The 7,571-nt window shown below is 31.1% G+C and carries 6 protein-coding genes and 2 riboswitches; all 6 genes read right to left on the bottom strand.

Annotation, left to right across the window (positions count from 1 at the left end; all coding sequences use genetic code 11):
• Positions 1-706: homocysteine S-methyltransferase family protein (locus tag COZ07_RS06405; protein ID WP_406607741.1), on the bottom strand; the 706-nt coding region annotated here is incomplete at its 3' end.
• 14 nt (positions 707-720) lie between these two features.
• A complete protein-coding gene (gene metK, locus COZ07_RS06410) occupies positions 721-1,929 on the bottom strand; it encodes a methionine adenosyltransferase (protein WP_406607742.1) in 1,209 nt (402 codons plus the stop codon).
• 66 nt (positions 1,930-1,995) lie between these two features.
• Positions 1,996-2,127: riboswitch (SAM riboswitch) on the bottom strand.
• 87 nt (positions 2,128-2,214) lie between these two features.
• A complete protein-coding gene (locus COZ07_RS06415) occupies positions 2,215-3,300 on the bottom strand; it encodes a mannose-1-phosphate guanylyltransferase (protein WP_406607743.1) in 1,086 nt (361 codons plus the stop codon).
• Positions 3,301-3,575: 275 nt separating this feature from the next.
• Positions 3,576-4,106: an ECF transporter S component gene (locus COZ07_RS06420; RefSeq protein WP_406607744.1), complete on the bottom strand. Its 531-nt coding sequence runs from the start codon at positions 4,104-4,106 to the stop codon at positions 3,576-3,578.
• 195 nt (positions 4,107-4,301) lie between these two features.
• Positions 4,302-4,468, bottom strand: a riboswitch (FMN riboswitch).
• A 95-nt stretch (positions 4,469-4,563) separates the two neighbouring features.
• On the bottom strand, positions 4,564-5,424 hold the full coding sequence (locus COZ07_RS06425; RefSeq protein ID WP_406607745.1) for a transglycosylase SLT domain-containing protein: 861 nt from the start codon (positions 5,422-5,424) through the stop codon (positions 4,564-4,566).
• Positions 5,425-5,478: 54 nt separating this feature from the next.
• The gene (metG, locus tag COZ07_RS06430) at positions 5,479-7,398 is read right to left on the bottom strand and encodes a methionine--tRNA ligase (protein ID WP_406607746.1); all 1,920 of its coding nucleotides are present in this window, start codon (positions 7,396-7,398) and stop codon (positions 5,479-5,481) included.
• Between the last annotated feature and the right edge of the window lie 173 nt (positions 7,399-7,571).

The following is a 7,571-nucleotide window of genomic DNA, read 5'->3' on the forward strand; positions in this document are numbered from 1 at the left end:
CTTTTTTCATCATCTTTAATACCTCATATAGTACTTCTGGACCAGTTCCACAATTTGCCCCCACTCCATCTGTTCCTTCACTTTCAAGTACTGTTACTGCCTTTTCAGGGCCAACTCCATAAATAGTTTTTAAATTTTGGTCAAAAGTCAGAGAAGCAATGACCATTAAATTAGTATTCTCTTTGGTGGCCTTTAGAGCAGCTCTTATCTCCTCAAGATCATAAAATGTTTCCAAAATTATTAAATCTACACCTACTTTCTCCAAAATAACCACCTGCTCTTGGTAGTTTTTATAAACCTCACTTACTTTTAAATCACCATAGGGTTCTAAAATCTTTCCGGTTGGTCCCACCGAGCCACCAATGAATATTCTTTTTTTTGAACCTCTTTCTTTATTTATTGCTTCTTTAGCAATTTTTACGGCTGATTCATTTATTTTTACCATATCATTTACCAAACCAAAATTACTCAATTTAATTTTACTAGCGCCAAAAGTATTAGTTAAAATTATATCTGCTCCAGCATTTATATATTCTTGATGAATTTTTGTAATTACTTGGGGATGAGAAATATTCCATTCTTCAGGGCACTCGCCTGGTTTAAGTCCATAAGTTTGAAGCATAGTTCCCATCGCTCCATCAAGTAATAATGGTCTTTTATTTAATTGTTTTTTAATTTCTTCCTTAATAATTATATCTGCTTTCAAAATGAAATACTCCTTTATAATCCGGCTTGCTTTTTTAATATCTCAGCTTTATCGATTTTTTCCCAGGTAAAATCTTCATCTTCCCTTCCAAAATGACCATAAACCGCAGTTTTTCTAAATATAGGCCTTCTAAGTTTCAAATGCCTAATTATTGCTTCAGGACGTAAATCAAAATTCTTTTTAATTAATTCTAATATTTTTGATTGAGGAATTTTTTCTGTTCCAAAGGTATCTAACATAATAGATACCGGATGAGCTACCCCTATAGCATAGGCAATTTGTAATTCACATTTATCAGCTAATCCAGCAGCTACAATATTTTTAGCAATATATCTTGCCATATAACTACCTGATCTATCTACCTTAGTAGGATCTTTTCCAGAAAAACTACCACCTCCATGACTTCCTACTCCTCCATAGGTATCAACAATTATTTTTCTACCAGTAACTCCTGTATCTGCTTGAGGCCCACCTATAACAAATCTTCCAGTAGCATTAATAAAATATTTAGTATTTTTATCCAGATATTTATCAGGTATTACATAATTAATTACTTTTTCTATAATATCTTTTTTTAAAGTAGCATAAGGAATGTCCGGATGATGCTGAGCAGCAACTACTATCGCTTCAACTCTTTTGGGATTTCCATTCTCATACTCCACGGTAACTTGCGATTTTCCATCAGGCCGGAGGTAGGGAATTATCTTCTTTTTTCTTACTTCTGCCAGTCGATAAGTTATTTTATGAGCTAACATTATAGGAAGTGGCATCAGTTCAGGAGTTTCTCTGCAAGCATAACCAAACATCATTCCCTGGTCTCCCGCCCCAGTATTTTCTATATCATTTTTCGTTTTATCCACTTTTTTATTTTCTTCTTCCTTTGCTTCTATAGATTTATTTACTCCTAAGGCTATATCGCTAGATTGTTCATCAATAGAAGTTAATACTGCACAAGTATCACCATCAAACCCATATTTAGCCCTGGTGTAGCCTATATCACGGAGGGTTTGACGCACTATTTTAGGAATATCAACATAACAAGAAGTGGTAATTTGCCCGGCAACCATTACTAAGCCAGTTGCCACTAAAGTTTCTACTGCCACTCTTCCATAAGGATCTTTTTCATAAATGGAATCCAGTATAGCATCAGCTATTTGATCGGCAATCTTATCTGGATGTCCCTCGGTAACTGATTCGGAAGTAAATAAGTATTTATTCTTCAAATCTAACATCTCCTTTTTTGATTATTAATTAAAAAACCTCTTCAATACCGAAGAGGTAATTTTTACATCTTATCTCTCGGAATTGTAATTCCGCGGGAATTAGCACCAACATAATACTATAACGCAATATTTTCAGTTAAGGTATTATAGGTTGCTGGGCTTCTCAGGGTCCGTCCCTCCGCCAACTCTGGATAAGGTTTTATTATTTTTTCTTCGTTAAAATACCATAGTCAAGACATATTGTCAAATTTTAAAATAAATTAATGTGTCCTTATTTATTTTTATTTATAAATATTTTTTATACTTTTCATTATTGGCTATGCTTTTAATAATTTTTTTTAAATCACCTTCTCGTTTTTTGGGATAAATTATTTTTATATCTCCACTTGATATTATAACCAAATCAGATAAGCCAATAGTAACTATTAATCCTTCATCATTTATAACAATGCATCTTTTAGTATCTACTCCTTCATGACCCCCTTGAATTACATTGCCATCTTTGTCCGGAGAAAAAATTCTCTCCATAGAGGTCCAGGAGCCAATATCGTCCCACCTAAAATCTCCTTTTACCACTAATCTATTAGAAACTTTTTCCATAATCGCATAATCTATAGAAATTTTCTCTAATTCATAAAATACTTCTTTTACTACCTCTTTCTTATCTAGTGTTCCTAAACTATTCTTTATCCTCATCAATCCTTTGTAAAGTTTAGGCATCTCTTTTTTAATAGCTTTCAAAATATCCTGGCAAGTCCATATAAATATACCACTATTCCAAAGATAATTTCCCTCGCTTATGAATTTTTTCGCGGTTTCAAGGTTCGGTTTTTCAGTAAATTCTTTCACTGTCCAAGCAGTAATGTTATTAGGGTTCTTAATTTCTTCGCCAACGCAAATATAACCATATCCCGTTTCTGGTCTTAATGGTTTAATACCTATAGTAATCAAATTTCCTGTCTCCCGGGCAAATTTACAACCTTCTTCTATAGTTTTTAAAAATTTTTCTCTTTCTTTTATAATATGATCTATAGGAAGTATAATCATAGTAGTATTAGAATCTTTGTAGCGGTGTTCAATAATTACCGCAGCTAAACCAATACAAGCAGCTGTATCTCTACCGACTGGTTCAAGAATATAATTTAAATAATCTACTTCTGGAAGAGCATCTTTTATGCTATTAAAAAGGTCTTCTGTAGTAGAAATAAAAACATTAGACAAATCAATTAGAGGTAATAATCTATTAACCGTCTCTCTAATCATACTATTTCCACCAGTAATAGATAACAACTGTTTAGGGGTATCAAATCGGCTATAAGGCCAAAATCTTTGACCCCTACCTCCTGCCATTAAAATTGCCACATTTTCCATAGAAATTTCCCCTCTTTATATCGTATTGCGTATTGCGTATAGGACACAGTAATGAGTAATGTGTAATATGTAGGGGCTCGATTCCTGTCTGCGTGCGGACACGCACAGGCAGGCATCGAGCCCGTTTCGGGTCGAATAAATTCGACCCCTACATTAAAAGAAATATCTTATGTAAAAAAGTTTTGAGTTTTAAATTATAGTTTTTCGTTTTTATTTTTTAATTTGATTTAATTATATATTTATTTTTATAATTTATCAAAAATAATTAATATAATTTATTTGCTAATTATCAAAGGGTATAATCTTTTATACAAAATAAAGGTTAAGAAACCACTAATTATTCCTTTTAAAAGATTGAAAGGAATAATGGCTGGAATTATCATTTTAACTACTATTTCTCTCTCTACTCCTAAGTAGAAAGGAGTTATTATTAAATTAGCTGGAATCATTATTAAAGTCATAGCTAAGGCACCCAAGATCATCCCTAAAATTGCTCCTCTTTTAGTATGATTTAAAAGATAGATTTGAGCTGATACAAATATTAAAGTTCCAGTAGCTAAAAAATTCATCAAAGCACCATAAGGACCTCCTTGTCCAGTAATAAGAGCAAAAAGTAGGGCGGTTATAAAACACATTAATACCCCAATTTTTGGACCCAACTTGAAAGACCCAATTAAAAGGAATACATTTCCTGGGTCGTATAACAAAAAGGGAGCTTGTGGTAAAATAGGAAAATGAATAAAATACCCCGCTATCATAGATAAAGCTATTAACATAGAAATATTAGTAATTTTCTTACTTTTCATATAGATTCTCCTTCTATCTAAATTTTTTAATTTTGTTTATAAATTAGTCGATAGTGAATAGTCGTTAATCGTTAGTTCAAAACTCAAAACTTTTTTCGTATAAAGTATTGCTTTTAATGTAGGGGTCGGATTCATCCGAAATAAAATATCCCCGAAAATATTTTATTCTTCAGGGATAATTTATTTTTTAATAAATTACTTCTTCTTCTATCCAGACTTTACTGTCGGCTCTGGCTTTTCACCAGATCCACCTGGCAATCACCTTAGTAAGTGCCGGGTTCGTGGGCTTATTCTTAAGAATTTACCACCGATCGGGAATTGGTCAATTTTTAAACTAACCTTACCCTGCCCCGAAAAAGTTAAATATTCAATATTCTATTTTAATTGATTATACCAATATAATTTAATTATTACTATAGTTTTTTATTTATTATTTTTAAAAAAATAACAAAAATAATTACTTTACATTAGTTTTTATTATTTCATCTTGTATTTCTTCAAAACTAAAACCTCTTAATTCGGCATAATAATCTAATACTTTGTTAATATACTCCTGATTTAACTCTTGATTATTAGTTGATTGTTCTTGTACTTTATAGGGTCCCTGGTTGTAAGCTATAATAGCAGTTTTAAGGTCATTAAAATCCCTATTCAAAATAGATAAATAATATACCCCAATTTTAATATTATTGATAGGATCAAATAATGTTTTTTCTGCTCCATCCCATTTTATACCAATATTTTCTGCTAATTCTGGAGCTATAAATCTTCTTACTTGGCACAATCCATAAGCATAAGAATCCGAAATAGTTTTAGGTTCGAAATTGCTTTCTACTTTTATTAAAGCTGTTATTAATAAAGGGTTAAAATTGTATTTTATAGATTCTTCATAAATAGTTTTAGAAATCTCATATATAAATTTACTATCTAATGTATTGTTATACAAAGATATGTTATTAACTATTTTAGTAATATAAAATTCTCTTTTAACCTCCTTAGAAATCATTCCAGTTAATTCTTGTAATTGCATATAAATTTCAGTAAACTGTTCTTTATCTATTTTTACCTGACTATACCGATTTATTTCGTTAGATAAATCTTCTATTTTGCCAATTATTTTCTCATTCCTTAGATTAATATTTTCAATATTTTTTTCTGTTTGTATATTTAAGTTATCAACTTTTATTTGTAAGGTAACAAATAAGCTAACTATGACACACATAAAAATTATAAATATTAACCCAAAATTTTTGTTAATTTTTTCTCTAAATGAATTTGACCTATTTATTTGTTCTCCTTCGAGGTTTACCTTAGCCATATTTATACCTCCTGGTAATTTTATTTTTAAGAGAGCTCACTTTTTAGTCATTATTTATTGAACTTTACTACCTTCAGCAATTTCTTTGTCCACGGTTAATAAAGCTAAGCCATTATTATCAACCGCAGCCAAAAGCATACCTTGAGATTCTATTCCTTTAAGCTTTATAGGTTGTAAATTACACACTATTATTATCTTTTTCCCTAAAATTTTCTCCACGGAATAATATTTTCTTATTCCAGCAACAATAGTCCTTATCTCCTTGCCCAAATTTATTTTCAATTTAAGTAATCTATCTGTTCCGCTTACTTCTTCAGCAGAAACAACCTTTCCTACTCTCAAATCAATTTTTTTAAATTCATCATAAGATATAAGATTAACTATATTTTCTTTTACCTCTTCTTTTTCTTTCTCCTTAAGGTCAATTCTAGGAAATATCACTTCTCCAGGTTTAACTAAAATACCTGGCTTTAATTTTCCCCAATGAGCATCTCGGTCTATTCTTAATTTATCTAAATCTGTTTCCATACCTAATTGCTCCCACACTTCTTTTGCTTTTCCTGGCATAAAGGGATAAATTAATATGGTGATTAGCCGTATGGATTCTGCTACATTGTATAAAATATTAGATAATCTTCCTTTTGGTGAATTTTCACGCCCCAATACCCAGGGTGCTGTTTGATCGATATATTTATTGGTTCTTCTAATAAATTGCCAGATAGTCTCTAAAGCCAGGTTAATGGATAAATTATTCATTTGGGTATTGTATTCTTTTATAGTTTTTAAAGCTAACTCTTCTAATTCTATATCGTATACTTCTTTTTTAGTTACTGCCTCAGGGATTTTATTATTGAAAAATTGTTTAATCATAGCTATAGTTCTACTTACTAAATTTCCTAAATCATTGGCTAAGTCATAATTTACTCTTTTAATTAATAAATCCTTAGAAAAATTACCGTCCTGTCCAAAAGAAACCTCTCTCATTAAAAAATATCTGAATGCATCAGCACCATATTCTTCTATCATCTCATAAGGATCAACTACATTACCTTTGGATTTAGACATCTTTTCCCCTTCTATAGTCCACCAACCATGAGCAAAAACCATTTGGGGTGGCTCAATTCCTGCTGCCATTAACATAGTGAACCAGATAACAGTGTGAAATCTTAATATATCTTTCCCTACCAGGTGAATAGCTGAAGGCCAATATTTTTCAAATTTTTCTTTATCTGTATTATATCCGGCTACTGTAATATAATTCAATAAAGCATCATACCATACATAGATCACATGATTATCATCAAAAGGAACATTGATACCCCATTTCAAGCTCTTTTTTGTTCTAGTCACGCTTTGGTCCTTAAGACCGCTTTTAATAAAACTTATAGTTTCGTTTTTTCTTACTTCTGGCTGAATACATTGAGGGTGTTTTTCAATATAAGATAATAATTGATCCTGATATTTTGATATTTTAAAGAAATAACTTTCTTCTTTTATTTTTTCAATTTTTCTTCCACAAGTAGGACAAGTTTTATCTGTCAACTGTGTTTCGGTCCAAAATGTTTCACAAGGAACACAATACCAACCTTCATATTCACCTTTATAAATATCACCCTTTTGGTATAATTTATTGAATATTTCCTGCACTACTTTAATATGTCTCTCTTCAGTGGTGCGTATAAACTCATCATATTTAATATTTAATAAAGGCCAAAGATTTTTGAATTTTAATACTACTTTATCTACTAGTTCCAGAGGGGTTAAATTTGCTTTTTCTGCTGAGCTAACAATCTTTTGACCATGTTCGTCTGTTCCGGTAGAAAAAAGAACCTCGTAGCCAGATAGTCTTTTGTATCGAGCTATAACATCTGCAGCTATAGTAGTATAAGCATGTCCAATATGCGGTACATCATTCACATAATAGATAGGTGTAGTTATATAAAATGTTTTTTTAGATTTATTGTTTTCTTTCATAATCTTCTTCCTTTTTGATTCGTAATTCGTATATCGTATTGCGAATGTTAGTGTATAATTCTTAGCGTAGGGGGTCGAATTTATTCGACCCGTGTATTTTGAAAATTTTTCTGGCGGGTTTGATAAATCAAACCCCTACATTTTGATAAATCAAACCCCTACATTTGGTTTCT

The sequence above is a fragment of the Candidatus Infernicultor aquiphilus genome, from assembly GCF_002784285.1.
Classification (GTDB): Bacteria; Atribacterota; Phoenicimicrobiia; order Phoenicimicrobiales; family Phoenicimicrobiaceae; genus Infernicultor; species Infernicultor aquiphilus.

Excerpts from the sequence above, each read along its gene's own strand:
- COZ07_RS06420 (WP_406607744.1), bottom strand. The coding sequence starts at position 4,106 with ATGAAAAGTAAGAAAATTACTAATATTTCTATGTTAATAGCTTTATCT.
- COZ07_RS06425 (WP_406607745.1), bottom strand. The coding sequence starts at position 5,424 with ATGGCTAAGGTAAACCTCGAAGGAGAACAAATAAATAGGTCAAATTCA.
- metG (WP_406607746.1), bottom strand. The coding sequence starts at position 7,398 with ATGAAAGAAAACAATAAATCTAAAAAAACATTTTATATAACTACACCT.
- COZ07_RS06415 (WP_406607743.1), bottom strand. The coding sequence starts at position 3,300 with ATGGAAAATGTGGCAATTTTAATGGCAGGAGGTAGGGGTCAAAGATTT.